Annotated in this window: 4 protein-coding genes; all 4 read left to right on the top strand. The window is 42.2% G+C overall.

Features of this window, described 5'->3' with window-relative positions; translation table 11 throughout:
• Positions 1-184: 184 nt before the first annotated feature.
• Genes LFUMFP_RS09525 through LFUMFP_RS09535 form a run of 4 tightly spaced genes read left to right on the top strand, consistent with a single transcriptional unit; the run spans position 185 to position 1,997 of the window.
• The gene (locus tag LFUMFP_RS09525) at positions 185-658 is read left to right on the top strand and encodes a hypothetical protein (protein ID WP_106483555.1); all 474 of its coding nucleotides are present in this window, start codon (positions 185-187) and stop codon (positions 656-658) included.
• The gene (locus LFUMFP_RS09530) at positions 651-1,205 is read left to right on the top strand and encodes a hypothetical protein (RefSeq protein ID WP_025083084.1); all 555 of its coding nucleotides are present in this window, start codon (positions 651-653) and stop codon (positions 1,203-1,205) included. The genes LFUMFP_RS09525 and LFUMFP_RS09530 overlap by 8 nt, the downstream gene beginning before the upstream one ends.
• A 2-nt stretch (positions 1,206-1,207) precedes the next feature.
• The gene (locus tag LFUMFP_RS09860) at positions 1,208-1,348 is read left to right on the top strand and encodes a hypothetical protein (RefSeq protein ID WP_158697749.1); all 141 of its coding nucleotides are present in this window, start codon (positions 1,208-1,210) and stop codon (positions 1,346-1,348) included.
• 1 nt (position 1,349) lies between these two features.
• Positions 1,350-1,997 (top strand): 5-bromo-4-chloroindolyl phosphate hydrolysis family protein, encoded by a 648-nt coding sequence (locus LFUMFP_RS09535; RefSeq protein WP_106483556.1) that lies wholly within the window; start codon positions 1,350-1,352, stop codon positions 1,995-1,997.
• The last annotated feature ends 165 nt before the right edge of the window (positions 1,998-2,162 follow it).

Genomic DNA, 2,162 nt, shown 5'->3' on the forward strand with positions numbered 1-2,162 from the left:
AAGTTATTAATCGCGATTAATGATTTATTTGAGCTGTGGAAGGTAAACGCGGTTCTGAATGTCTCTTAAAATCTGTCTCAAATATTGACTTCAATCCACGCCTAAGACGACCACTAAGAAGAGTCATCAAGCGGCCGGTGAAGGTGGCGATTACCATCAGAAATTAAATTATCAAAAAGACCAAATGATTGAAACGCGTCAAATGAAATTGACGATTCATCATCTGTATCAAGCAACGACGACCGAAGACGAAGCAGTGGTCATTATGAATGCAACCGCCCAGCCACGGACGAATCAGACGAATTTCATGATTGCCGGTCATTATTTTAAACTGTACGAGAAATGGACTTTAAAGGCTGAAGCGGATAGTCGTGATTTTGGCGATTTATCTTATAAACAAAATAATTTACAAATTCAAGATGGTACGGAAAGTCGCGCGGTCATCAACGTCTTAACGGAGGGTTTTAGTAGCAGTCGTTATCAATCGCACGGACCAGAAACCTTCAATTATATTTTCAAAAAGCCAGCCACGGATGCTTTTGATATCACCTATCAAGGTTTCTATTATAATCTAGGGCAACAACCGGATGAGGATGAAGATACTTCGGCGGTGATTCACGTGCAATCGGAGCAACTGGAGGAATTGACGAATGGTTAAAAAAGGGGTTTTACTACTCATGCTGTTGTTCAGCTGTTGGCGGATCAATAGCCACGCGGTTCAGGCTAAAACGTACGATTACAAACCGGACCAGCCCATTGTGATGAAGAATGCGGGGGTTCACATCACCCTATTAAACTATCAAATACTAACGACGCCTTTACCGAAGTTTGAATACAGCGATACGGATGAACTTGAGCGTTATTTGTTAGCGACGTTTGAAATGAGCGTTGTTAAAAACGGGCGAAAATGGACGACTGGTCGTTATGATTATCATTTGGAGGTCGGTCCTAACGAACTATCACCAATCGATGAGGCCATTCCGAAACAACTTAAAAAAGGGACACTCTTAAATACCAAAAGTGAGCTGACCGTTAAACCAGGCAAGCATAAGCGATATACTGTTTTATTTGTGCTTTATCCTAATAATGATCAACAATTGATGGTGGATACCGGCGCCGATAACGTGCAAACAATCAATCTCCAGAAAATCCCCAGCCAAAATGGGGTGTTTGCCAGCCAAGTCGCACCAAATGGGGGGCAGTAAGCATGCAATATTTAATTCAATATCGGCAGTCACAACTGCTTAAAATCAGTACAATCGTTGTGCTTGCAGTTTTGATGCTCAATCGATCTGTGAGCTTTGCGCTATTCTTATTAGTCGGTTTAGTGTTGCAAATGGCTATTTAATGTGCGGCGCGCTTGGGGGCTTTATACACCAATCGTGACGGGCTGTTTATTGGTGTTACTGCCCCGAACGGACGCGCTGGATAATTATACGGTGTTACCAATATTATTATTAGTACTTGTGCTCGCGAGTTTGTTTGAAGGGGGCTTATACCTCTGGCGCCGCGTTCAAACCAATCAATTTGCCCAACAGATTAATCAATCCGGTCAAACCAAACAATTAATGATTAGTGATCGGTTATTGAAGGAAAGCGGCTTAACGGATGAGGAACGTTCATTCTTTAAACGCGAAATTAAGAAATCCTATGAACAACTGACTTACCTTAAAAAGGTGCAAGTGCGGGCGGGCGAATACAGTCCAACTGCCGCGGAAGATATTCGGATCATCAATTTGATTTTTAATGAATTATTGGGCGCACCGCGACAAATTTTGAACGTTTCAGAATTTTTATACGATCATTTACCGCAGTATGTGCGGTTGACGCGTAGTATTCTGAGTTTAAGCAATAATGCGATTCAAACCGAGGAGGACCAGCAACAGTTTGAACAGGCGCAAACCGTCATTGCGACGTTATCAGGCGCGTTTGAACAAGATTATCTGAAGGTCACAGAAGATGAACGGAAGACTTTAAAACGACAAATTAACAGCTAGAAAAACAAGCTGTGACAGAACTCGGGTATCAATTGAGTATCAAGTTGAAAAATCGCCTATCCCGAACTTGAACTGAACCCCAATTATTGGAGATAATTTTATACAGCTAACTGGCTGGCAAGATTCCGGTATTGTACCGGTGTTTTGCCGGCCAGTTTTGTTCTA

Source organism: Latilactobacillus fuchuensis, from assembly GCF_900258455.1.
GTDB lineage: Bacteria > Bacillota > Bacilli > Lactobacillales > Lactobacillaceae > Latilactobacillus > Latilactobacillus fuchuensis.

Bases quoted from the DNA above. Each gene is read 5' to 3' on its own strand.
- LFUMFP_RS09525 (WP_106483555.1), top strand. From the start codon at position 185: ATGATTGAAACGCGTCAAATGAAATTGACGATTCATCATCTGTATCAA.
- LFUMFP_RS09530 (WP_025083084.1), top strand. From the start codon at position 651: ATGGTTAAAAAAGGGGTTTTACTACTCATGCTGTTGTTCAGCTGTTGG.
- LFUMFP_RS09860 (WP_158697749.1), top strand. From the start codon at position 1,208: ATGCAATATTTAATTCAATATCGGCAGTCACAACTGCTTAAAATCAGT.